We start from the raw sequence: 22,937 nt of genomic DNA, 5'->3' as shown, positions 1-22,937 counted from the left end.
TTATTCCTTTTCAATGGCTTGTTCTACAATTTCAATCCAGTGACGCACAGAGGTTCGACCGGCGCTCGCCAGATGCGTCTGGCAACCAATGTTGGCGGTGACGATCATTTCCGGTTTGCCGCTTTCCAGCGCATTCATTTTGTTATCCCGCAGCTGGCGCGCCAGATCGGGATGCGTTAACGCATATGTTCCCGCCGACCCGCAGCACAGATGGCTGTCGGGAACATCGGTTAAGGTAAATCCAAGACGAAGTAACACTTTTTCCACTTCGCCATTGAGCTTTTGCGCATGTTGCAGGGTACACGGGCAGTGGAAGGCCAGTTTTTTATCGCCGCGAATTGCCAGTTTTTCCAGCGGTTCCTCGCGCAGAAGTTCGACTAAATCGACCGCCAGCTCACTGACCTGACGCGCTTTATCGGCATACAACGCATCGTTTTTCAGCATCTGCCCATACTCTTTAACGAACGCGCCGCAGCCGCTGGCGGTTTGCAAAATTGCCTCGGCACCTGCTTCAAGCGCGGGCCACCAGGCATCAATGTTATTTCGCGCCCGCGCTAACCCTTTCTCTTGCGCATTAAGATGATAGTCCACCGCGCCACAACAGCCTGCTTCGTTAGCTGGCATGACGCTGATCCCCAGACGATCCAGCACCCGCGCGGTTGCCGCGTTAGTGTTGGGCGAAAGTGTAGGCTGGGCGCAACCTTCCAGCATTAAAACCCGGCGCTTATGACGCAGCGGTGGACGCGGTTTGGCTTTCACCGTTTCAGCGGGTAATTTTGCTCTTATCTGTTCTGGCAAAAACGGTCGCAGCACCAGCCCTACCTGCGTCAATGCGCGAAAGACCGCCGGACGCGGCACCACCTGACGCAGCCCTTCGCGCAGCATTCGCTCCGGCAGTGGGCGTTTCACTTTCTGCTCGACAATATCACGCCCGATGTCCAGCAAATTGTGATAGCGCACACCAGAAGGACAGGTGGTTTCACAATTGCGGCAAGTGAGACAGCGATCGAGATGCTCCTGTGTTTTAAGCGTAACTTCGTTGCCTTCCAGCACCTGTTTAATCAGATAGATGCGCCCGCGCGGCCCGTCCAGTTCATCGCCCAATAGCTGATAAGTTGGGCAGGTTGCGGTACAAAATCCGCAGTGAACACAGGCGCGCAGGATGCTGTCGGCTTCCTGCGCTCGCGCGTTCTGCCGCATCTCTTCGGTTAACCGGGTTTGCATAGCCTGCTCCTTAAAGTTCCGCGTACATGCGACCGGGGTTAAACACGCCGCAAGGATCGAGCTGCTGTTTAAGCTGCTGGTGATAGCGGAATAAAGGAGCCGGTAGCGGGGCAAAGCCGCCATCTCCGGCACTAAAGCGGGTTGCATGACCGCCAGCGTTGCGGGCGATGCGATGGATTTGATTGTCATCGGCTGTCGATTTCAGCCAGCGTAACGCGCCGCCCCAGTCGATCAGTTGTTCGCCGGGTAAATCCATCATCGGCGCATCAGTGGGTAATGAAATGCGCCATAAGGTACCTGGTAACGAGAGGAACGGCAGTTGTTGTTCACGCAATTGCTGCCAGAACTGACCCGCAACCTCTTCGCCCCCCAGCAGTTCACGTGCCGCTTTCACCGATCCTTCACCGCCTTCAAGGCGGATCCACAACGCGTTGTCGAAGTAACATAAGCCACTAATGGGTAGCGGCTGAAGTTGCCACTGGGCGATTTCACTCATGGCTTCTTGCAGGCTGATTTCCCGACGCAGGCTCAGGGTGGCGCGCGGTCGCGGTAACACTTTCATTGAGATTTCAGTGAGCACGCCAAGACAACCGTAGCTTCCGGCCATTAATCGCGAGAGATCGTATCCGGCAACGTTTTTCATCACTTCGCCGCCAAAACGCAGATGTTTTCCTGTGCCGGTAATGATGCGCGTGCCGAGGACAAAATCGCGGACCGAACCGCTCCACGGGCGACGCGGCCCCGCCAGCCCGCAGGCGACCATCCCGCCCCAGGTGGCTTCTTCACCATAATGCGGCGGCTCGCAGGGGAGCATTTGCCCCGCGCTTTCCAGCGCCGCTTCAATCGCCACCAGCGGCGTTCCGGCACGCGCGGTTATCACCAACTCGGTCGGGTCGTAATTAACAATGCCGCGATGACAACGCACATCCAGCGTTTGCCCGGTGACAGGACGGCCTAAAAAGGCTTTGCTATTGCTTCCCTGAATCACCAGCGGCGTTTTATTACTAATCGCCTGATTCACCTGCTCCAGCAGCGCCTGGCTGTAATCACACTCGCGTAGCATCAGAAACGCTCCAGTTCAGGGAAAGGTAAATGACCGTGATGCACGTGCATGGCACCAAATTCAGCACAGCGGTGTAGCGTGGGGATGTTTTTTCCTGGGTTCAGCAAACCATCGGGATCAAACGCCGCCTTGACTGCATGGAAGGTCGTGATTTCATCGCTGTTGAACTGGGCGCACATTTGATTGATTTTTTCGCGCCCGATACCGTGTTCCCCACTGATGCTGCCTCCAACTTCAACGCAGAGTTCGAGGATCTTCCCGCCCAGCTCTTCCGCGCGGGCAAATTCACCGGGTTCGTTGGCATCGAAAAGGATTAACGGGTGCATGTTGCCGTCTCCGGCATGAAAGACGTTGGCGACGCGTAAATCATATTGCTGCGATAAACGGGCAATGCCTTCCAGTACGCCAGGTAGCGCGCGGCGTGGGATGGTGCCGTCCATGCAGTAGTAATCGGGAGAGATGCGCCCCACCGCCGGAAAAGCGTTCTTGCGGCCAGCCCAGAAACGTACGCGCTCTGCTTCATCCTGTGCCAGACGGACGTCAGTCGCGCCCGCTTTCAGTAAGATGTCGTTAACTCGCTCGCAGTCTTCCTGTACGTCAGACTCCACGCCGTCCAGCTCGCATAACAAAATCGCTTCGGCGTCGACGGGATAACCGGCATGAATAAAATCTTCTGCCGCGCGGATCGACAGGTTATCCATCATCTCCAGCCCGCCGGGGATAATGCCATTGGCGATGATGTCACCAACCGCAAGTCCGGCTTTTTCTACCGAGTCAAAGCTTGCTAACAGAACCCGTGCCACGGGCGGCTTCGGCAGCAGTTTTACCGTCACTTCGGTGGTCACGCCGAGCATACCTTCCGATCCGGTGAACAGCGCCAGCAGGTCAAAACCAGGCGAATCCAGCGCGTCCGATCCCAGCGTCAGCGCCTCGCCGTCCAGCGTTTGCACTTCAATTTTCAGCAGGTTATGTACGGTCAGACCATATTTCAGGCAGTGGACGCCCCCCGCGTTTTCCGCCACGTTGCCGCCAATCGAACAGGCGATTTGCGAGGAAGGGTCCGGTGCATAATAGAGATTATGCGGTGCTACGGCCTGGGAGATCGCCAGGTTACGCACGCCCGGCTGCACGCGCGCACGGCGCCCGACGGGGTTAATGTCGAGGATCTCTTTAAAGCGCGCCATCACCAACAACACACCTTTTTCCAGCGGCAGCGCGCCGCCAGAAAGCCCGGTGCCTGCGCCACGGGTCACCACCGGCACACGCAGGCGGTGGCAAACGGCCAGAATCGCCGTCACCTGTTCCATCTGCTTAGGCAGAACAACCAGTAATGGACGCGTGCGATACGCGCTCAACCCGTCACATTCGTAAGGAGTGATCTCCTCATCGGTATGCAGGATCTCCAGTCCAGGGACATGCTCACGCAGTGCCATCAGTACCGATGTGCGGTCGACATCGGGTAAAGCGCCATCAAGACGCTCTTCGTACAAGATGCTCATGAGTAGGGTTCGCTTTGTTGTGTTGTGTGGCAGCTGATTTTTGCGCGCTGCTTCTGTGAACAGTTATTAAGCGGGGTTTTCGTTTTCGTCTATCTCTTTAGCTACCGGTCAGACCATTTTTTTTCCATCTCTGTGACTTCGCGTTGGTTAACTTAATGTTAAATTGATGTAACATAATCACTTACGTGATGTACGTGTTTCGCGAGTTAAGAACAGAAAAATTGGTCCTACCTGTGCACGAGGTCCGGGAATGAAAGATGAACGTCGCCCTATTTGCGAAGTAGTTGCTGAGAGTATCGAACGGTTAATTATCGACGGCGTACTGAAGGTCGGTCAGCCGCTTCCCTCGGAGCGTCGGCTGTGCGAAAAGCTCGGCTTCTCGCGTTCCGCACTGCGTGAAGGGCTGACCGTGCTGCGCGGGCGCGGGATTATTGAAACAGCGCAGGGTCGCGATTCTCGGGTCGCGCGGCTTAATCGGGTCCAGGACACCAGCCCGCTAATTCATCTGTTCAGCACGCAGCCGCGAACGCTGTACGATCTGCTTGACGTTCGCGCATTGCTGGAGGGCGAATCGGCAAGGTTGGCGGCTACGCTGGGAACCCAGGCTGATTTTGTTTTGATAACCCGCTGTTATGAAAAAATGCTCGCTGCCAGTGAGCACAACAAAGAGCTTTCGCTGATCGAACATGCACAGCTGGATCACGCTTTCCATCTCGCCATTTGTCAGGCTTCCCACAATCAGGTGCTGGTGTTTACGCTGCAATCATTGACCGATCTAATGTTTAATTCGGTGTTTGCCAGCGTGAATAATCTCTACCATCGACCACAGCAAAAAAAGCAGATCGATCGCCAGCATGCGCGGATCTATAACGCGGTGTTGCAGCGACTCCCGCATGTCGCCCAGCGCGCCGCCCGCGATCATGTGATGACCGTGAAAAAGAATCTCCACGATATCGAACTGGAAGGCCACCATTTGATTCGTTCGGCGGTGCCGCTGGAAATGAACCAGAGTTAGCTGGAGTTAAATCTGCTTTTCATACAAGCGGTAACGCTTGTACGGCTCCGCCCCAATGCGTTCCAGCATGTTATTCATGCCTGTATTGGTTTCGAGGATCCATGACATTTCCAGCGCATCGATCTTCCGGCGAGCAAACGGATCATGTAAGGCTTCAATCAATAACAGAGCAATCACCGGGCCGATGCGGCTGAACTGATACTCGTCGCGAACCCCCATTAGCGGCACTCGCGCGGTCCGCACACCGCTGACTTTCAAGCGCCACAGCAATTTTGCCCAGCCGAAGGGAAAGAGCGATCCGTTCAGATCGGCAATCGCCTCGTTGATGTTCGGTAAGCCGACAATAAACGCGCAGGGTGCAGAATCAATCTCGGCGATGTAGATCATATCGTCCGGCACCAGATACTTAAGTTGATCGCCCATGGTCGCAAATTCATGTTCGGTAAACGGCACAAATCCCCAGTTGTGCTGCCAGCCGGAGTTGAAAATCTCACGCAGGATCTGCATCTCTTCGGCAAACCGCTGACGATTGATGCAGCGAATGGTCACCTTTTTGCGCACCTGATCCATCAGTTTTTTTAGCGCCGGAGAGAAAGTGAGATCGGTTCGCTGCATCCACCACGCCAGTAAATCAATACCTTTGTGATAACCCAGTTGTTCAATATGCGCGGCATACCACGGTTTACCGTGCGGCATCATCGCACAGGGTGGTGTGTCAAAACCTTCAATCAGTAATCCGCTTTCCTGATTGATATTCAGGCTAAAAGGCCCGGTGATGTTGCGTGCACCTTGTGACTTCAGCCATGCTTCCGCTGCGCCAAATAAAGCTTTAAAAACCTGCAAATCATCAATGGCGTCAATCATGCCGAAATGACCGGTATCCTCGCCGTAACGCTCGCGGTGCAAGGTATCGATTTGCGCGGTAATGCGCCCTACTACCTGCCCCTCTTTTTTCGCCACCCATGCCTGCCAGATGATATGGTCCGTTCCCGGATTCTTTTGTGACAAATGCTCACTGCGTTCAATGCATAAAGGAGGGATCCAGTTTGGATCATCGAGATAAAGTGACGACGGAAAAGCGATAAATGCTTTTAAGTCGTTTTTATTTATTACTTTTTCAATTTTAATCATCAGCAGATCGCATTCCATATTTACGTGGATAACAAATAATTAACGGTGAAAAACAGGCAGTAAACGCAACGAATGGCACCTTAATAATCCACCCAATGAATACAAAAGAAGACAAAACAATATTTATTAATGATGTTGATAAAACCAGTGACTGCGTTAAACAGTCAATAATGTCTCTTATAGACTTAAGCGACCCGACAAGGCATCACCTTAATACATTCATAAATTAAATATTATTCACAATAAAAAATAACAGAGCAGAACTTATTATCTTAATCAATGTTCAATATCACAACGATGAAAATACTATCTCATTTATCTTTTATGCATATATAATCCACCGCATTATTGTCATTTTATTTTTGATATCCAATTTTCTTGTGGTGTATATGTCCAATAAAATCTTTACGCATTCTTTGCCTATGCGCTATGCCGATTTTCCAACGCTGGTTGATGCTTTGGACTATGCCGCTCTGAGTAACGCCGGAATGAATTTTTATGACAGGCGTAGCCAGCTTGAAGATGAACTGGAATATCACACTTTAAAAGTGCGCGCGGAAACAGGAGCCAGGCGGCTGCTATCGCTGAACCTGAAAAAAGGCGATCGCGTGGCGCTGATTGCCGAAACCAGTAGCGGGTTTGTCGAGGCATTTTTTGCCTGCCAGTATGCTGGATTAGTTGCCGTACCATTGGCGATTCCAATGGGCGTCGGTCAGAGGGATTCCTGGAGCACCAAACTGCAAGGTTTACTGGCTAGCTGCCAACCAGCCGCGATAATCACTGGCGATGAATGGTTGCCGCTGGTCAATGCCGCGACACATGACAACCCCGAATTACATGTTTTAAGCCACGCCTGGTTTAAGGCATTACCGGAAGCCGATGTTGCACTCCAGCGTCCAGTTTTAGACGATATCGCCTACCTCCAGTACACCTCCGGCAGCACCCGTTTTCCCCGTGGCGTCATCATCACTCATCGCGAAGTGATGGCCAATCTACGGGCCATCAGCCACGACGGCATTAAATTACGTCCGGGCGATCGCTGTGTCTCCTGGCTGCCTTTCTACCATGATATGGGGCTGGTCGGTTTTCTCCTGACGCCTGTTGCCACGCAGCTTTCGGTGGATTATTTGCGCACCCAGGATTTCGCCATGCGCCCACTGCAATGGCTTAAATTGATCAGTAAAAATCGTGGCACTGTTTCCGTTGCGCCGCCGTTTGGCTATGAATTGTGCCAGCGCCGCGTGAATGAAAAAGATCTCGCTGAACTGGATCTCTCCTGCTGGCGCGTCGCGGGTATTGGCGCTGAACCCATCTCCGCAGAACAACTCCATCAATTTGCTAAATGTTTCCGTCAGGTTAACTTTGACGATAAAACGTTTATGCCCTGCTACGGACTGGCAGAAAACGCGCTGGCTGTCAGTTTCTCCGATGAAGCCTCCGGAGTTGTGGTCAACGAAGTGGATCGCGATATCCTCGAATACCAGGGTAAAGCCGTGACGCCAGGTGTTGAAACACGTGCCGTATCAACTTTCGTCAACTGTGGTAAGGCATTGCCGGAACATGGCATTGAAATCCGTAATGAAGCAGGTATACCAGTAGCGGAACGTGTGGTGGGCCATATTTGCATCTCCGGCCCCAGCCTGATGAGCGGTTACTTTGGCGATCAGGCTTCACAAGACGAAATTACCGCGACGGGCTGGTTAGATACCGGCGATCTCGGCTATCTGCTGGACGGTTATCTGTATGTCACCGGGCGCATTAAAGACCTGATTATTATTCGTGGGCGTAATATCTGGCCGCAGGATATTGAATACATTGCGGAACAGGAGCCAGAAATTCACTCTGGCGATGCCATTGCGTTTGTTACCGCCCAGGAAAAAATCATTTTGCAGATCCAGTGTCGGATCAGCGACGCAGAGCGCCGCACGCAGCTTATCCACTCGCTGGCGGCGCGGATACAAAGCGAATTTGGCGTAACCGCGGCTATCGACCTGTTACCGCCCCACAGCATTCCTCGCACATCTTCCGGCAAGCCCGCCCGCGCAGAAGCCAAAAAACGTTATCAGAAGGCCGTTGCCGCCAGTTTCCATGTGCAGGAATCTCTCGCATGAATCAAACTGTCGCGGTAACGGGCGCTACCGGGTTTATCGGTAAATATATTATCGATAATCTGCTCGCCCGCGGCTTTCACGTCCGCGCATTGACGCGTACTTCCCGCGCTCACGTCAATGACAATCTCATCTGGGTGCGCGGTTCGCTGGAAGATACGCATTCACTTAGCGAGTTGGTTGCTGGTGCCGGTGCTGTGGTCCATTGCGCCGGGCAAGTACGCGGACACAAAGAGGATGTCTTTACTCGCTGTAACGTTGACGGCAGTCTGCACCTGATGCAGGCGGCAAAAGAGAGTGGCTTTTGCCAACGTTTTCTTTTTATCTCTTCGCTGGCGGCGCGCCATCCCGAACTCTCCTGGTACGCGAAATCCAAACACGTCGCCGAACAACGACTAGCAGCAATGGCGGACGAAATTACGCTGGGCATTTTTCGCCCAACAGCAGTCTATGGCCCCGGCGATAAAGAGTTAAAACCACTGTTTGACTGGATGCTGCGCGGCCTGCTGCCACGGCTGGGCGCACCAGATACACAGCTCTCTTTCCTGCACGTCACCGATTTCGCGCAAGCTGTGGGTCAGTGGTTAAGCGCCGATTCCGTACAGGCGCAAACGTATGAATTATGTGATGGTGTCGCCGGTGGCTATGACTGGCAGCGCGTGCAACAACTGGCCGCCGCCGCCCGTCAAGGAGCTGTACGGATGGTCGGCATTCCTCTGCCGTTGCTCACCTGCCTTGCTGATGTCAGTACCGCGTTGAGTCGCCTGGCCGGTAAAGAACCTATGCTGACCCGCTCGAAAATTCGTGAATTAACCCACGCCGACTGGTCGGCAAGTAATAACCGTATTTCTGAAGATATTAATTGGTTTCCCGGGATTAGCCTGGAACACGCATTACGCAACGGGCTATTTTGATTGTCTTGTTTAAAGGTGTGTTAACGTTTCTATGGTAAATCGTGAAATAGTAATGGATTACATCCTTTCCTGTTTACAGGATTTGGTCGAAAACGGTGTGGAAATTAAGCCTGACAGCGATCTCGTCAACGATCTCGGCCTGGAGTCGATTAAAGTGATGGATCTCTTAATGATGCTGGAAGACAGATTTGATATTTCCATTCCTATTAATATTCTGCTGGATGTCAAAACCCCTGTGCAATTAATGGAAACACTACTTCCATGGCTGGAGAATAAATAATGGGGCTATACGATAAATATGCGCGTCTTGCGGGCGAGCGACTGCAATTTAGCGATAACGGGTTAACGCCGTTTGGCACCTGTATTGATGAAGTGTATTCCGCCACCGAAGGGCGCATTGGCGATAAAAAAGTGATTCTGGCCGGGACCAATAATTATCTCGGTTTAACCTTCAATCATAATGCCATCGCCGATGGTCAGGCAGCGTTAGCAACGCAAGGCACCGGCACCACCGGTTCACGTATGGCTAATGGTAGTTATGCGCCGCATCTGGCGTTAGAGAAAGAGATCGCCGAGTTTTTCAATCGCCCTACCGCTATCGTTTTTTCAACCGGTTATACCGCTAATTTAGGTGTCATCAGCGCACTTGCCGACCATAACGCCGTGGTGTTGTTGGATGCTGACAGCCACGCCAGTATTTATGACGCCTGTTCTCTCGGCGGCGCGGAAATTATTCGTTTCCGCCATAATGACGCCAACGATCTGGAACGTCGCATGGTTCGCCTCGGTGAACGGGCAAAAGAGGCGATTATCATCGTTGAAGGCATCTACAGTATGCTCGGTGACGTCGCACCGCTGGCGGAAATCGTTGATATCAAACGTCGTCTCGGCGGTTATTTGATTGTCGATGAAGCGCATTCATTTGGCGTGTTAGGCGCAACGGGGCGCGGACTGGTTGAAGCCGTTGGCGTTGAAGATGATGTGGATATTATCGTTGGCACCTTCAGTAAAAGCCTGGCTTCTATTGGTGGTTTTGCCGTGGGTTCGGAAGCGATGGAAGTACTGCGCTACGGCAGCCGTCCGTATATTTTTACCGCCTCCCCTTCTCCTTCCTGCATTGCAACCGTGCGCTCGTCGTTAAGAACCATTGCCACTCAACCAGAGCTGCGGCAAAAACTGATGGATAATGCCAACCATCTGTATGACGGGCTGCAAAAACTGGGTTACGAGTTAAGCTCACATATTAGTCCGGTAGTGCCGGTAATAATCGGTTCGAAAGAGGAGGGTTTACGCATCTGGCGTGAGCTTATTTCGCTGGGCGTGTATGTGAATCTTATCCTGCCACCTGCCGCGCCTGCTGGTATTACGCTGTTGCGCTGTAGCGTAAACGCTGCCCACAGTTGTGAACAAATCGATGCCATCATTCAGGCGTTCGCTACTCTGAAGCAGTAACGTGAGCCCACCGTGGTGTTGCGCCACGGCGGGTTTAATGTTGCCTGTCGTACCAATACACCAGCATTAACGCCACCAGCACAAACGCTACTGGTAAACCGAGTGCGGTAGCGGGCGCACTCAACGCAAATAGCAATCCCAGATTGACCATGATTTGATAGCTAATCCAGGTAAGCAAGCCAACGATGACGCCTACAGCAAGGCGGCTGCCCATCCCTGGTGAGCGCGGGGCGCTAAAGGTAAAGGGCACAGCCAGTAAAATCATCGCCAGAGTTAAAATGGGTTGCCCCAGCTTCTCCCACAGTGCAAGGTGGTATTCGCTGCTGGGTTGTCCGGTTTCCTGCAAATAATGGATGTAATGATTGAGCTGACGGACAGAAAAAGTATTCCCCGGCATCGATAACTCTTCAAGATTCATACTGGTGAAGGCCGATTGCCAGGCAAGATTATCTAATGTTTCCTGCGTTTCTTTGCCATTCAGCCATTTTTTATGATTCACGCCGTGCAGGATCCACGTTTTGTCGTCTTCAATGGTGGCACTGCGTGCATAAATGTAGGATTCGAGCGAGAGATCGTCGCGATAGTGAAATATCTCTATGCCTACCGGCTGGCCCTGTTCATTCAGCGATTTCACCGTTACAAATTCATTGCCGCGCCTGGCCCATAGCATATTGCCGGTAATGTCATCGTCATCCCCCAACGCTATCGCGGTAGATTTGATTTGCAGTGCCTGTTGCTGCAATGGCGACGCCACCCACTCATCTATCGCGCCTAACGAAACAGTCCACAGTATCCCGGCGACCAGCGCCACCAGTGCAATACGGAAAATAGAAAAACCGGTGCTGCGAATGGCGGTAAGCTCACTGTTTTTCGATAGCTGCCCAAGACCAACAATCCCACCCAATAACGCGATAAACGGCGAAAGTTCGACCAGTGTGCGCGGTAAGGTCATCAGTACCACCAGCACCGCCTGAGTCCAGAGATAACCACCCGGACTGACATCATCCAGTTCGTTAATCAAGTTGAAGGTGGTAAAAAGCGGCAGCAGTAGCCCGGCAGCGGCAGCAAAACCGAGGAAGAGATGGCGGATTAAATAGCGACTGAAAACATTCATCGGGAAAATTTCTGCAGCAAGGAGAAGTCGCGTGCGACCAGCATCAACAGGCCCATTAGCATGAGTCCGGGCACTAACCACAAACCAGGAATGAGGGGAATCGTGCCGTTAGCCACCAGCGTACGGCAGACGTCACCGCCATAAAAAATGGCAACAAACAGCAACGTCAGTGGCAGTAACGTTGAAAATCGCCCTTGCCGCGGTTTTACCCGACTTAAAGAGATGGCCAGCAGAGCCATCAACAACGCTGTCAGGCCACGGCTTTGTCGCCATTGCAGTTCGGCATGATCGGCAGGAAATACAGAGCGCGCCAGTTCCGCGACCGATTTTGCTTTACGTTTGACGTTGGCACTTTGATCCAGTGGATTAAGATGTAATTGCAGATTACGGTAGATCTGTTCGTTGTCGTCACGACCCTGATGATCAAGAAGATAGGCGGTCCCGTTGTACAACATAACGGTCGGTTTCTCGGGTGATGGGTCAACCACATCAACCGAACGGGCGCGGAAAACACGGGTTCGATTGGCAGTAGAAGTATAAATCAGCGCGTCAGTCAGGCGATTATTATCCTGATCAACCGTCTGCGAAATGATCATTCGTCCGTTATCGTTAGTGTTAAATTTCTTTGCCCGCAACTGGCGAACATCCAGCTCCGACTGCGACTGTTGTTCCAGTTGATAAATCTGCGCATAAGCCCAGGGCCGACCATACATCGACAACAGCGTGACAAAAATACTTAATGGAATTGCCAGATACAGAACGGCTTTATACAAACGTGCGGGACTGGCGCCCGCCGCAGAGATAGCGGTAATTTCCGAGTCGGTATACATCTGCCCAAGTGTCACACCAACCGACACATACAGGCCCACTGGAAGTAACATTTCAAGCGCTATCAGCACTTTGTAGAAAACAACATTAAGTACTACATCAAGCGCTAAAGTCCCATTGGCTGCTTCGGTCAGGTAACGCTGTGCAGAGTAACTGGCGAAGATAAAGATCAAAAAACCAACGATAATCAGCACCAGACGGCGCGTACCACGCATGATGTAGTGTTCAACCAGCTTCATCTCACTAACGTCCTCAATCCTTTGAGTTTTTTATTCATTGATCAGCTTCTGCGCCAACGCAATGACCTGATCAACCTCTTCTGGCGTCAGGCTGCCGTCCTTCGCCCACTGAATTTGCCCGTATTTATTCAGCACCAGAATGGTTGAACTCTGTTCCGGCAGTTGCCAGGCAACGCGCCCCAGACCGCTGCCGTCGATTACGAATTGCGCCCACGGATAACGACGTTTATTTTTTTCAATTTTACCTGTCACAAAATAGCCGGTGCCGAAGATGGCATCATCGGTGTTCACAATGGTGGTGGGCTGAAAACGATCCTGAGGAAAGTTTGCTGTTTCTACTGCTTTGATTAACAGAGAGTTCTTCTTCTTCGCTGACTTTCGTCCGGCGATATACTGAATAATGCGGACTTTTCCCTTCAGCTGCGTGCTGTTCCACTTTTGATAGTAAATTTCGTCATTTTTGAGCAGTAATTCGCCACCGTCCTGAATATAAACAGGTGTGACCGGTTTTCCGATGACGAAATTGTGCGCAGTAGCGCCGAACGAGAAGAGTGAAAATATCAGCGCAGTAATCAGACGAGAGGACATCATTACTCCGGTTATAGCGGAAAACGCGAAATCAGCAGTTCTAAGCGCTGACGAGTATCGCTGTCGAGTGCCACTGGCGCATCATACGATTGGCGATTGTCCAAATCATCCGCCACCATGTCGTCGTGCTTATCCCCCATCAGGCCATTAATGGCCGCCAGGAAGCGGGAAATCTGCAACGCCTCTGTATTTTCGGGATCAAGCGATCTTAGAGTGTCGTAATAAGAAACCTGCTGACTGATGATTTTTCGCACATCATGAAATTCCCTGCCGGTTAGCTGCGGCCTGGCAATAATTTCTTTCAGGATGCGCATTTGCTTCTGCCGATAAGCGATAAAACCATTAACGCTTTCTAGCTGGCTATGGCGTAATGAATAGTTCACCAGCCACCAGACAGGAGAGCTTAAATAAATACGTAACAGGTTGCCGTAATACGACACAATATTTTTCTTACCGTTACGAAAACCATCCTGAAAACGCCCCAGAAAAACGGTCGTTTTGCCAAATAAAAAACCAGCCTGATGCTTCTTTAAATACAGCCGTTGCGCAAAACGCAGATGCTTGTAGCGCGCTCGCATGTATTTATACTGTTTGCGTTCTTCGTCGGTAAGAGAGTCACCTTTAGCCTGCTTCAGGGTCAGGTGGAGTAACGCCTTGCGATTGACTCCGTCCAACCAGAATCTCAGGCACAATGCATAATTATCATGAATAATTTCCGATGAACAACGCAGTGCGATCGTTGGTGGTAAGCTAACTTGAGCGTCAACAACATCATCTTCTTCGACTGCGATAAATAAACGCTCACTGACCTCAAGTGGAAAATATTTTTTCATCATTGGGATTTTTCTCCCACTGCGTTATAGGCCAATAAATGGCGTTGAAAGAACGCCTTTAATGTCGGAATTAACGAGAGCACCACATCAAGACATTGCCCACCGAAGTAAGCAAATGCTGCCCCCAGCACGCCAAACAGATGGCAGAACATGAACAGCAACACGATGTAGCCGATAGAGGCGATGGTTTGCGCCACGAGAAAGGCACGCTGTTTCCCCGCCATTAGCAATAATGACTCCTGTGGGAAGCCCAGCATCGAAATAACAATAGCTCCGAGCATCACCTGGATCAGGTCATACGCTTCGAGATACTTAACACCAAACACCAGTGAAATAAGTGGCTTGCCAACGATTAACACGGCCAGCGCCACCAGAATGCCAATCCCACCAGCCAGTAATCCAGACTTCACACCCAGGAGCCACGGTCTGGTAGTTCGTGGATCTAAGCGCATGACTTCAGGGTAAAAACTCTTACCCAACAAACTGGCGGGCGTCCCGGCAGCATCGAAGAATGTCATGGCGATTTTAAATAACCCGGCAGCAGCTGGCCCTAATACGATCCCCACCAGTACCGTGCTACATGAATTACGCGCCGACCAAATGGAATGGGCAATGTTGGTTGACCAGACAAAACTCCATGCGCCTTTGATGTGTCGGGCAGACTCAAACAGATTCAATTTGAACGCGTTATGGACATTTCTGCGGCGTAATTCGCGCGCGGCAAACCACCAGTACATGGTGCCGCCAACCAGATTCGATGCGTACCAGGCGATAACAAATCCGGCAAAGCCAAAGTTAAAATACCAGGCGATTACGCTGCCCGCCGCACGCAGAAAAGGTTTCGTCGCCTGCTGTACAGCAATTAAGTCGAAGCGATCAACCGCACGCAAAATGCCGGTCGGCGTGGAGGAAGCCATTGAAGGAATAAGTGTGCAATAGAGCGCCGCCAGCCAAAAGCTTTGGTCATCCAGACCTAATGAATGGGAAAGGAATGGCAGTAAGGCAATGCCGCCGACAATCGCCACCGCACCACTGACGATATCCAGCGAGAAGGAAAATGAGACAACATTACGGAATTGCTGAGGATTATTGTTGGTTAATGCTGGCGTTCCGTACTGCACCACCAACTGCCATGTCTGAAACTTAATAAAATCACTAATCGACTTGGCATAAGACTGTATGACGACAAGTACGCCAAACATCGCTGGCGTCATTCCTTTACCGGCGCACGAAAGCGCCAGTAAGCCCAGCAAGGCACTCACGACATTGCTGGAACCTAACCAGGCGCTGTTACGAATAATGGTGCGAAAGGCTCCATCTGCAAACCAATGTTTGATGTTAAAACCTGCCAATTCAGCCAGACCTTATCGTTGAAAAATGAAAAATATCCCGTCTGCCTTAAGTCAAGCTTTGGCGGTCAGAAACGATGGCAACCAGAGAAATCGCTTTCTGTGCCTGTTCCAGCACTTCGCTGTAGGGCGCTCTGGAATCAATCTCTAAAATTTTTGTGCCGTTATAGCCAATCTTCGACATGACGCCGATTTTGTCCTGCAACTCGGCATAGTCATGGTCAGGCTTGCGGGAGATGGCAGTATCAATATCAATCCCCAAACGAATGATTAATTCAGGACGGTACTGCGCCATTTGTTGGTATAACTGTCGCTCGCGCTGCGCCAGAAATTGGTTGATTTTTCCGGTCGCGCGCTCGACGCCAATCCCCGGCCCGTCATAATAAAAACCGGAAATTTCCGCCTGCGGAAAGCGATCGCTTACCACCAGAACGCCGCTTTGCGCCAGTCGCTGAACCTTACGAAGGTTCGCCATTCTTCGCAGCGAGAAGCAGTACATAATCACCGCCGCCCAGAGCGCCGGAGAGCGAGTTTTCATGCTTTGGGTTTTCGAGGATTTTGCCGCCAGTCGCCGCTCCAGCCAGACACCAACCAACGGTAATCGTTTGATTTTGTCGCCGTCTTCACCGGACAGTAGCCCCAGATAGCGCCGCTCGGTTTGCCAGTGCTGTTGCAATGATTTCACCAGATCGGTGGTCAGCGTGGATTTGCCGGTGCCATCGCACCCGACCACCGCAATTAGCCCCGGAATGTAGCTGGGCTGCGGCGCGGTAGTGCTGTTAACAGCTTGCGTTTGTAGTGCATCCATTCTTTAAATCATCCCCTATCCATTTTGGTGATCAGGAAAGTGCGGCGTGAATTGCACGTAGTGACGCTTGCAGGATTTCATCGGCTGGTTGCCGACCATCCAGTTCAAGGATCCTGGTGCCGTTGAAAGTCAGTTGCGGCGTAACGGCGATTTTTTCCTGTAACGCCGCCAGTTGATGGTCAGGTTTACGCGAAAACGCGGTTTGTTCATCAATGCCAAGACGAATCAACAATACGGGCAAATAAGACGCCATCCATTGGTACAGCTTCAGCTCGCGCTGCCTTAACATTTTTACCCAGCCATTACCGCCTTTAGTTTTAGCCAGTTGTGGGCCATCAAAACGAAAGCCAGGGACTTCAACCTGCGGGTAACGGTCGGTAATCAACAAAAAGCCTTGCTGGCTTTTTCTCAACATTTTGCGAAACTTGTACGCCCGCCAGCAGGAAAGCAAATAGATAACCAGCGCGGTAATATTGCCAGGCGGTGTTGAGGGCTTTTCATGTACATGAGCTGCCTTACCCCGCAGATAACGCCCAAAAGGGGCGCCAATTATAGGGAACTGTGAAATCCATTCGCCAATTCGTCCGGAAGACTGCCCAAGATAAATTTGTTCTGTTGGCATTATTGCTGCCAGTTCATTCACCAGGCTTGCCGTGAGGGTCGATTTACCTGAACCATCACATCCCACAATGGCAATAACACGCACTGGCATGGAATTAATTATTGACATATTACGTTGATTCACGAAAAACCCGGCAGCAAATAATGTATTGAATATTACGTGGTCCGTGCTCAGAATATCTGTTCAACCTTATTGTGACAATGGTTAATTGTGACATTGACCTGAATTACGCTTTCATTAAAACATATTAACCAGATAAATATTTGGGATGGATATTTAAATTTAAGGATATATTCATGCAGTCTATAACACCTCCATTAATAGCCGTTATTGGTAGTGATGGTTCAGGCAAGTCAACGGTTTGTGAACATCTCATTACCGTTGTCGAAAAATATGGTGCCGCAGAAAGAGTTCATTTAGGAAAGCAAGCCGGAAATGTCGGTCGTGCAGTGGTAAAACTGCCCTTAATGGGAAAATCGCTTAATAAATCAATTGAACGCAATAAAGTGAAAACAGCGAAAAAATTGCCTGGGCCAGTTCCGGCGCTGGTAATTACAGCGTTTGTCGCCCGCCGCTTACTGCGCTTTCGTCATATGCTTGCCTGTCGTCGTCGCGGGTTAATTGTTTTGACCGACCGTTATCCACAGGACCAGATTCCTGGCGCTTACGATGGTACGGTGTTCCCGCCTAACGTTGAAGGTGGCCGGTTTGTGTCATGGTTGGCAAGTCAGGAACGTAAAGCATTTCACTGGATGGCGAGCCATAAGCCTGATCTGGTCATCAAACTCAATGTCTCCCTGGACGTGGCCTGCGCGCGTAAGCCTGACCACAAACGAGAATCTCTGGCGAAGAAAATTGCCATAACGCCAAAGTTAACCTTTGGAGGCGCGCAACTGGTTGATATCGATGCCAACCAACCGCTGGAACAAGTGCTGGTTGATGCGGAAAAAGCGATAATGGATTTTATGACAGCGCGAGGTTATCGCTAGTCAGAAGTGATAATGCCCGATCGCAGGACCGGGCATTAACAGGAAGGTTAGATAAGCTGCAATGCAATCCAGTACAGACTACCAGACAGAAAAATTGCCGCCGGTAAGGTAAACACCCACGCCATCAGGATACTGGTTACCGTTTTACGCTGTAACCCACCGCCATCTACCACCATCGTCCCCGCCACCGCAGAAGAGAGTACGTGAGTTGTGGAAACAGGCATCCCAATATAACTGGCAAGACCGATAGATACCGCCGCCGTCATCTGCGCCGCCATCCCTTGCGCATAAGTCATGCCGCGCTTACCAATTTTCTCACCGATGGTCATCGCTACACGGCGCCAGCCAATCATGGTGCCAATACCGAGTGCTAAAGCCACCGCCATGATGATCCACACTGGAGCATATTCAATGGTGCTTAACATATCGCTGCGCAGTTTTTTCAGCAGGCTCTGGTCTTCTTTGCTAACGCCTGGCAGTTTCGCCAGCTTCGCAGAGGTATCAGAGATACAAAGCATAATACGGCGCAGCTGACTGCGTTGACTTACGTTTAACGGCTCGTAGCTTTCCATATTGCCCGGCAGCATCGTTTTAACGCGCGCAATCGCATCAAAGGTATTTGCCGGATGACAATGGAACTCCGTCACTTGCGTGCCATCAGTCGATGCCGCAGGCAATGGAGGTTCCATCGCAATCAACTTCTGCGGTAGTTCAGGATGCTGTTGCAGATAGTGTTCGAAATTGATGACGGCATCGCGGGTACGGGTAATTTCATAGCCGGACGCGTTCATATTGACGACGAAACCTGCAGGGGCAATCCCCACCAGTACCAGCATCACCAGGCCGATCCCTTTCTGCCCGTCGTTCGCGCCGTGCGAAAACGCCACGCCCGCAGCGGAAACAATCAGCGCAATACGCGTCCAGAATGGCGGCTTACGTTTGCCCTTTTTCTTTTTGCGATCTTCAGGAATGCGGTGAATACGGTCACGCTTTTTCGTCCCGCTCCAGAAACGACGCAGCAGGAAAATCAGCCCACCCGCAATGACCAGGCCGACGATGGGGGAGACAATTAACGAGGAGAAAATCTTGGTCACTTCACGCAGGTTTAACGCATCCATCACCGACGAGCCGGTCAATAGCGCGTTGGTTAAGCCGATGCCGATAATCGCGCCAATCAATGTGTGTGAACTGGAGGCCGGTAAACCAAAGAACCACGTTCCCAGGTTCCAGATAATCGCCGCCAGCAGCATGGAAAAGACCATCGCCAGACCGTGGGTTGACCCCATATTCAATAGCAAATCGGTTGGCAACATATGGACGATTGCATAAGCGACGCTAAGTCCGCCCAATAACACGCCAAAAAAGTTAAAAAATGCCGCCATTACCACGGCAAGCTGTGGCTGCATGGCACGAGTATAAATAACGGTTGCCACCGCATTCGCCGTGTCATGAAAACCATTAATTGCTTCATAGAACAACACAAATGCCAGAGCAAGTAATAACAAAAGCCCCGTGTATATATCAAGGCCAACAAATAAATTTAGCATATATTAGATTACGCCATTTTGAATTTACGAACGGACGCATTATCAGTGACTTTAACGGCGCGGGCAAAGTGAAATATCATTTTTTAACGATAAAAAGAGTGTTATTTCTTTAGTATCAGATAATAAGTTGCCATTCAAAATTTTAAGAAATAATTAATGGCGAATCATTTCAATTATTAATACATTCATATAGTGAATTTATTAACTTAATGTATTTCAATATTCAATATTTTGAGCATTCCATGAACGATTCTCCGTGCTGATTATTTTTGATAATCAGCACGGGTTTGCGAAAAAGTCTATTACTCTTTCAGCACAATTAACGGCTCAATATCACTCTCTTTTTTGATGACCAGAGATTCATCGCCGCGCAAACACGTCCCACCGTAGTTGCCGCCCACGGTGAAAGTACATACCTGAATGTATTTACCGTCCACTTTTGGCAGACACCACAGTTGCTGGTAGATATTTTTCTGCTCGGCAAATTTACCGCTGGTTTGGTCGAGCACCTCTTCATGATGGCTGACCAGGTCGATATTGCTACCACAGCGACCGGCAATCGGTTTCACGGCGTAACCGGTTTTCACCAGTTCATCATTAACAGTGAAATCGGTATCCAGCAGATAACGATGATGCGGGAACAGCGACCAGAGAATTGGCAGAATCGCTTTGTTGCCAGGGATCACCGTCCAAAGCGGTTCAAAGACCAGCACTTCCGGACGCAGCAGAACGTCGATCAGGCGCACTTCATTTTGCGGGTGACCAGTGCGAATCGGGACCGCAGCAAATTCACGGTCGCTGACTTCGCGAATCTGATCAAACGCCGTTTCCCACGCCCAGGTCTTCCAAACGCAGTTAACCAGTCGCCCTTCCCCATCAATCAGTTGTCCGGCAGCATCCCAGCCCAGTTCATCTAGCCCGCGCAAGATACGCGTTTCAAAGCCCGCCTGTTGCAGCGCCTGCTCCATAAACTGAGCGTGATAGTTCTCTTCAATATCTTTGTCCTGCATGATATGGACAAACGGACGCGCGCGACTGTGTTTCCACGCGCCAGCCAGTTCGGTAATCAGACCTTCCGCCGGATTGAAGCCGTTGCCTTTATAGCCCTGCTCCGCCCAACGTTCGAGGATCAAGCCCGCTTCAGTATGACAGGAGGCGGAGTCGGCGTTGTATTCATAGACCTTCAGGCCACGCTCATCCATACAAAAATCCATACGACCGGTGATCATATGGTGGCGACGACGCTGCCAGGAGAGACGCAAACGCGGCCAGAGGATTTTCGGAATATCGAACAGTGCCAGCAGGTTGTCATCTTTCAGCACTTTATCGGTAGCGTGAAGATACATCAGATGCAGCTCGTTGGTGGCTTTAACCAGTTCCTGTTCGGCGCTCTCCGTAATGGTGTAGTAATGATACGGATCCTGATTGATCACCTGACCGTTCGCCTGCACGTAGGCGTTTTGCAGCGGATCTTTTTCATCCAGCCATTTACCGTCAAACTGGCCTTTGTCTTCCAGGCGCGCTCCGCTGATCTTCAACAAATCGCCTGCAATTTCCGGCTGTGGCAAGCTGTATTCGGTATCTTCCGTCTGAATCATCCAACCCAGAATAGTGGTGTCATCAAAGGTGTCTTTGAGGGTATAGCAGCCGTTTTCTACCACCATCTCCAGCTCGCGCGTCCACTGTTGCCCTTGCGGCAACGGGGAATGAATCACGTTCTGTTCGGCAATACGGACTTTGTTGCCATGTAATTGCGTAATGATGGCGACATGGCCGGTATCTTTAAATTCACCGCCTTTATCCCAGATAAGAAGCGCGCCCGCGACCGGCGCACGCGGCGAACCGTTAGGAAATGCCTGCAATGGCAGAATGTTGTCATTAACCACTTCACGCAAGAAGCGCAGCGAGAAAATCTCCCACGCCATGCCCACGTCAGTGAAGACCACACCGTAGTTCAGAAAGAGAAAACGGCGAGCAAACTCAACGCATTGCCATTTGTGGCCCATATATTCGTCGTCGATATAGCTACGGAATACGGCATCATCTTCGTATTCCTGCGGATCGAGAGAACTGTAATCTGAAGAGTAGATTGCTACACCACCGGGGGCGTAGCCCAATAACGTCCCGAACGGGGCATCCTGGCTGGTCGTTCCTTTGCTCATCACTTTACCTTTAACAATACAACCTAAGCAGTTGGCGTAATTGTTGTGCTCTGATTACCTGCTCAGCGACATTAACCGGACAGAGGTTAGACTTATCATACACCTCAACGCAGCGGCTGGCGCAAAGGGTTAAAAAATTCACATTCTGTACAGCAAGTGACCTGCTACACTGCTTCAACACTACCACTCAGAAGGCAACTCACTATGGCAGACAATACTTATCAGCCCGCGAAAGTCTGGACGTGGGATAAATCCGCTGGCGGCGCGTTCGCCAATATCAATCGCCCGGTTTCTGGTCCGACACATGAAAAAACGCTGCCCGTAGGCAAACACCCATTGCAACTCTATTCGCTGGGAACGCCGAACGGTCAGAAAGTAACGATTATGCTTGAGGAGCTGCTGGCGCTGGGCGTCACCGGCGCAGAGTACGACGCGTGGCTGATTCGCATTGGCGATGGCGATCAATTCTCCAGCGGTTTTGTCGAAGTGAACCCGAACTCGAAAATTCCCGCTCTGCGCGATCATACGCATAACCCGCCAATCCGCGTGTTTGAGTCAGGATCGATTCTGCTTTATCTGGCCGAGAAATTTGGCTACTTCCTGCCGCAGGATCTGGCAAAGCGTACCGAAACGCTGAACTGGCTGTTCTGGTTACAAGGGGCTGCGCCGTTCCTCGGCGGTGGTTTTGGTCACTTTTATCATTACGCGCCAGTGAAAATTGAGTACGCCATTAACCGCTTTACCATGGAAGCCAAGCGTCTTCTCGACGTGCTGGATAAGCAGCTGGCGCAGCACAAGTTTGTTGCGGGAGACGAGTACACCATTGCGGATATGGCGATTTGGCCGTGGTTTGGCAACGTGGTGTTAGGTGGCGTGTATGATGCCGCAGAGTTTCTTGATGCGGGCAGTTATAAGCATGTGCAACGCTGGGCGAAAGAAGTGGGCGAACGTCCGGCAGTGAAACGTGGGCGTATTGTTAACCGCACCAACGGGCCGCTGAACGAGCAGTTGCATGAGCGCCATGACGCCAGTGATTTCGAGACAAATACGGAAGATAAGCGTCAGGGGTAATGGTTGGTGTATATCGCAGCAAGCCATGTAGGCCGGACAAGGCGTTCACGCCGCATCCGGCAATCAGGCACAATGCCTGATGCGACGCTCGCGCGTCTTATCAGGCCTACGAAAGCATCCGGTTTTAATCATCACACGCTGGTAATGTCGTAATCCATTTGGTGCAGTGCGTCTAATGTGGCTTTGGCTTCGTCTTCGTCGATGATGCTCATGGCAAATCCGACGTGCACCAGTACCCACTGGCCCAGCAGATCGGCAGGGTTACCTTCACAAATCAGGGCGATATTCACGTCGCGCTTGATACCACATACTTCAACCTGCGCAAGCTGGTGAATATCTTCACCGACAGCCAGCACCTGGCCTGGAACGCCAATACACATT

General features: G+C 51.1%; 21 protein-coding genes. 7 read left to right on the top strand and 14 right to left on the bottom strand.

Annotated elements, in window-relative coordinates; translation table 11 throughout:
• From glcF to glcD, 3 genes are read right to left on the bottom strand one after another with little or no spacing between them, the layout of a single operon-like run.
• Positions 1-1,224, bottom strand: a complete 1,224-nt coding sequence (gene glcF / locus FEK50_RS08520; RefSeq protein ID WP_131162499.1) for a glycolate oxidase subunit GlcF — start codon at positions 1,222-1,224, stop codon at positions 1-3.
• Between the two features lie 10 nt (positions 1,225-1,234).
• Complete coding sequence (glcE, locus tag FEK50_RS08515) at positions 1,235-2,287, bottom strand: glycolate oxidase subunit GlcE (protein ID WP_131162500.1); 1,053 nt, start codon at positions 2,285-2,287, stop codon at positions 1,235-1,237.
• A complete protein-coding gene (gene glcD / locus FEK50_RS08510; protein ID WP_125097517.1) occupies positions 2,287-3,786 on the bottom strand; it encodes a glycolate oxidase subunit GlcD in 1,500 nt (499 codons plus the stop codon). Before glcD ends, glcE begins: the two co-directional genes overlap by 1 nt.
• Positions 3,787-4,036: 250 nt before the next feature.
• Between glcD and glcC the strand changes: the two genes are divergently transcribed.
• The gene (glcC, locus tag FEK50_RS08505; protein WP_130208005.1) at positions 4,037-4,801 is read left to right on the top strand and encodes a transcriptional regulator GlcC; all 765 of its coding nucleotides are present in this window, start codon (positions 4,037-4,039) and stop codon (positions 4,799-4,801) included.
• A 6-nt stretch (positions 4,802-4,807) separates the two neighbouring features.
• Here the strand turns inward: glcC and yghO are convergent, their stop codons facing one another.
• Entirely contained in the window at positions 4,808-5,950 is a 1,143-nt protein-coding gene (yghO, locus tag FEK50_RS08500; RefSeq protein WP_171021407.1) for a protein YghO, read from the bottom strand.
• Between the two features lie 371 nt (positions 5,951-6,321).
• On the opposite strand from yghO, the gene FEK50_RS08495 reads away from it, so the two are divergent.
• From FEK50_RS08495 to FEK50_RS08480, 4 genes are read left to right on the top strand one after another with little or no spacing between them, the layout of a single operon-like run.
• Complete coding sequence (locus tag FEK50_RS08495; RefSeq protein WP_240780288.1) at positions 6,322-8,043, top strand: fatty acyl-AMP ligase; 1,722 nt, start codon at positions 6,322-6,324, stop codon at positions 8,041-8,043.
• A complete protein-coding gene (locus FEK50_RS08490) occupies positions 8,040-8,954 on the top strand; it encodes an NAD-dependent epimerase/dehydratase family protein (protein ID WP_131162501.1) in 915 nt (304 codons plus the stop codon). Before FEK50_RS08495 ends, FEK50_RS08490 begins: the two co-directional genes overlap by 4 nt.
• A 31-nt stretch (positions 8,955-8,985) precedes the next feature.
• Positions 8,986-9,234, top strand: a complete 249-nt coding sequence (locus FEK50_RS08485) for an acyl carrier protein (RefSeq protein WP_001697422.1) — start codon at positions 8,986-8,988, stop codon at positions 9,232-9,234.
• The gene (locus FEK50_RS08480; RefSeq protein ID WP_130259438.1) at positions 9,234-10,406 is read left to right on the top strand and encodes an aminotransferase class I/II-fold pyridoxal phosphate-dependent enzyme; all 1,173 of its coding nucleotides are present in this window, start codon (positions 9,234-9,236) and stop codon (positions 10,404-10,406) included. Before FEK50_RS08485 ends, FEK50_RS08480 begins: the two co-directional genes overlap by 1 nt.
• Positions 10,407-10,440: 34 nt before the next feature.
• On the opposite strand, the gene lptG is transcribed toward FEK50_RS08480, so the two are convergent.
• The 7 genes from lptG to FEK50_RS08445 are packed head-to-tail and all read right to left on the bottom strand — an operon-like array spanning position 10,441 to position 16,910.
• On the bottom strand, positions 10,441-11,520 hold the full coding sequence (lptG, locus tag FEK50_RS08475; protein ID WP_131162502.1) for an LPS export ABC transporter permease LptG: 1,080 nt from the start codon (positions 11,518-11,520) through the stop codon (positions 10,441-10,443).
• Positions 11,517-12,587: an LPS export ABC transporter permease LptF gene (lptF, locus tag FEK50_RS08470; protein ID WP_131162503.1), complete on the bottom strand. Its 1,071-nt coding sequence runs from the start codon at positions 12,585-12,587 to the stop codon at positions 11,517-11,519. Before lptF ends, lptG begins: the two co-directional genes overlap by 4 nt.
• Positions 12,588-12,617: 30 nt before the next feature.
• Positions 12,618-13,175, bottom strand: a complete 558-nt coding sequence (locus FEK50_RS08465) for a YtfJ family protein (protein WP_130259458.1) — start codon at positions 13,173-13,175, stop codon at positions 12,618-12,620.
• Between the two features lie 11 nt (positions 13,176-13,186).
• A complete protein-coding gene (locus tag FEK50_RS08460; RefSeq protein ID WP_131162504.1) occupies positions 13,187-14,011 on the bottom strand; it encodes a hypothetical protein in 825 nt (274 codons plus the stop codon).
• A complete protein-coding gene (locus FEK50_RS08455) occupies positions 14,008-15,360 on the bottom strand; it encodes a lipopolysaccharide biosynthesis protein (RefSeq protein WP_131162505.1) in 1,353 nt (450 codons plus the stop codon). The genes FEK50_RS08460 and FEK50_RS08455 overlap by 4 nt, the downstream gene beginning before the upstream one ends.
• Before the next feature lie 46 nt (positions 15,361-15,406).
• Positions 15,407-16,165 (bottom strand): hypothetical protein, encoded by a 759-nt coding sequence (locus FEK50_RS08450; RefSeq protein ID WP_131162506.1) that lies wholly within the window; start codon positions 16,163-16,165, stop codon positions 15,407-15,409.
• A 31-nt stretch (positions 16,166-16,196) separates the two neighbouring features.
• Positions 16,197-16,910 (bottom strand): dTMP kinase, encoded by a 714-nt coding sequence (locus FEK50_RS08445; RefSeq protein WP_131162507.1) that lies wholly within the window; start codon positions 16,908-16,910, stop codon positions 16,197-16,199.
• Between the two features lie 173 nt (positions 16,911-17,083).
• Here FEK50_RS08445 and FEK50_RS08440 point away from each other — a divergent pair, with 173 nt between their 5' ends.
• Positions 17,084-17,776, top strand: a complete 693-nt coding sequence (locus FEK50_RS08440) for a dTMP kinase (RefSeq protein WP_130208019.1) — start codon at positions 17,084-17,086, stop codon at positions 17,774-17,776.
• 47 nt (positions 17,777-17,823) lie between these two features.
• Here the strand turns inward: FEK50_RS08440 and pitB are convergent, their stop codons facing one another.
• Together pitB and gss are read right to left on the bottom strand one after the other, a co-directional pair.
• A complete protein-coding gene (gene pitB / locus FEK50_RS08435; protein ID WP_130208021.1) occupies positions 17,824-19,323 on the bottom strand; it encodes an inorganic phosphate transporter PitB in 1,500 nt (499 codons plus the stop codon).
• 302 nt (positions 19,324-19,625) lie between these two features.
• Entirely contained in the window at positions 19,626-21,485 is a 1,860-nt protein-coding gene (gene gss, locus FEK50_RS08430; RefSeq protein WP_130208023.1) for a bifunctional glutathionylspermidine amidase/synthase, read from the bottom strand.
• A gap of 204 nt (positions 21,486-21,689) precedes the next feature.
• Here gss and yghU point away from each other — a divergent pair, with 204 nt between their 5' ends.
• The gene (gene yghU / locus FEK50_RS08425) at positions 21,690-22,556 is read left to right on the top strand and encodes a glutathione-dependent disulfide-bond oxidoreductase (RefSeq protein WP_131162508.1); all 867 of its coding nucleotides are present in this window, start codon (positions 21,690-21,692) and stop codon (positions 22,554-22,556) included.
• 131 nt (positions 22,557-22,687) lie between these two features.
• Here the strand turns inward: yghU and hybG are convergent, their stop codons facing one another.
• On the bottom strand, positions 22,688-22,936 hold the full coding sequence (gene hybG / locus FEK50_RS08420) for a hydrogenase maturation factor HybG (RefSeq protein WP_131162509.1): 249 nt from the start codon (positions 22,934-22,936) through the stop codon (positions 22,688-22,690).
• Between the last annotated feature and the right edge of the window lies 1 nt (position 22,937).

This window comes from Escherichia sp. E2586, from assembly GCF_005781105.1.
Lineage (GTDB): Bacteria > Pseudomonadota > Gammaproteobacteria > Enterobacterales > Enterobacteriaceae > Escherichia.
This window is presented reverse-complemented; position numbering and strand designations above follow the sequence as displayed.

Bases quoted from the DNA above. Each gene is read 5' to 3' on its own strand.
- lptG (WP_131162502.1), bottom strand. From the start codon at position 11,520: ATGAATGTTTTCAGTCGCTATTTAATCCGCCATCTCTTCCTCGGTTTT.
- glcC (WP_130208005.1), top strand. From the start codon at position 4,037: ATGAAAGATGAACGTCGCCCTATTTGCGAAGTAGTTGCTGAGAGTATC.
- FEK50_RS08485 (WP_001697422.1), top strand. From the start codon at position 8,986: ATGGTAAATCGTGAAATAGTAATGGATTACATCCTTTCCTGTTTACAG.
- hybG (WP_131162509.1), bottom strand. From the start codon at position 22,936: ATGTGTATTGGCGTTCCAGGCCAGGTGCTGGCTGTCGGTGAAGATATT.
- FEK50_RS08450 (WP_131162506.1), bottom strand. From the start codon at position 16,165: ATGGATGCACTACAAACGCAAGCTGTTAACAGCACTACCGCGCCGCAG.
- yghO (WP_171021407.1), bottom strand. From the start codon at position 5,950: ATGGAATGCGATCTGCTGATGATTAAAATTGAAAAAGTAATAAATAAA.
- gss (WP_130208023.1), bottom strand. From the start codon at position 21,485: ATGAGCAAAGGAACGACCAGCCAGGATGCCCCGTTCGGGACGTTATTG.
- FEK50_RS08480 (WP_130259438.1), top strand. From the start codon at position 9,234: ATGGGGCTATACGATAAATATGCGCGTCTTGCGGGCGAGCGACTGCAA.
- glcF (WP_131162499.1), bottom strand. From the start codon at position 1,224: ATGCAAACCCGGTTAACCGAAGAGATGCGGCAGAACGCGCGAGCGCAG.
- glcE (WP_131162500.1), bottom strand. From the start codon at position 2,287: ATGCTACGCGAGTGTGATTACAGCCAGGCGCTGCTGGAGCAGGTGAAT.
- pitB (WP_130208021.1), bottom strand. From the start codon at position 19,323: ATGCTAAATTTATTTGTTGGCCTTGATATATACACGGGGCTTTTGTTA.
- FEK50_RS08440 (WP_130208019.1), top strand. From the start codon at position 17,084: ATGCAGTCTATAACACCTCCATTAATAGCCGTTATTGGTAGTGATGGT.
- yghU (WP_131162508.1), top strand. From the start codon at position 21,690: ATGGCAGACAATACTTATCAGCCCGCGAAAGTCTGGACGTGGGATAAA.
- glcD (WP_125097517.1), bottom strand. From the start codon at position 3,786: ATGAGCATCTTGTACGAAGAGCGTCTTGATGGCGCTTTACCCGATGTC.
- FEK50_RS08460 (WP_131162504.1), bottom strand. From the start codon at position 14,011: ATGATGAAAAAATATTTTCCACTTGAGGTCAGTGAGCGTTTATTTATC.
- lptF (WP_131162503.1), bottom strand. From the start codon at position 12,587: ATGAAGCTGGTTGAACACTACATCATGCGTGGTACGCGCCGTCTGGTG.
- FEK50_RS08490 (WP_131162501.1), top strand. From the start codon at position 8,040: ATGAATCAAACTGTCGCGGTAACGGGCGCTACCGGGTTTATCGGTAAA.
- FEK50_RS08495 (WP_240780288.1), top strand. From the start codon at position 6,322: ATGTCCAATAAAATCTTTACGCATTCTTTGCCTATGCGCTATGCCGAT.
- FEK50_RS08465 (WP_130259458.1), bottom strand. From the start codon at position 13,175: ATGTCCTCTCGTCTGATTACTGCGCTGATATTTTCACTCTTCTCGTTC.